This window comes from Pseudoalteromonas sp. SIMBA_162, from assembly GCF_046535955.1.
Lineage (GTDB): Bacteria > Pseudomonadota > Gammaproteobacteria > Enterobacterales > Alteromonadaceae > Pseudoalteromonas > Pseudoalteromonas marina.
This window is the reverse complement of record NZ_JAWJBQ010000896.1, coordinates 1-249: the sequence shown is the minus strand read 5'-3', so window position 1 is coordinate 249 and position 249 is coordinate 1. Positions and strand designations below refer to the sequence as shown.

Here is a 249-nt window from a genome sequence, read left to right as displayed (position 1 = left end):
AATGCGCCACGAACCCATGTTACTAGGTCATATTCACGCCACTGATCATCAGGTTATCGCCATCGCCGAAGCGATGGACATCGAAGCCGTGGCCGATGCGCAGGGCCATCGGCACATGGCCAGCCTGCGGGGAAGAGGTCGCGGATGGCGCAGAGGAAGTGGCAGCAGCGGGGGTTGCAGATTGCTCAGTCATGTCAGGCAGACGTCCGGGGGCTATCGGGAAGCGCCTCGCGCGCGGCCAGCAGCAGG

Annotated in this window: 1 pseudogene; it reads right to left on the bottom strand. The window is 63.5% G+C overall.

The features are described from left to right. Nucleotides 1-22 precede the first annotated feature (22 nt). Nucleotides 23-249: pseudogene (locus R0J88_RS22305) on the bottom strand (hypothetical protein); the annotation flags it as partial.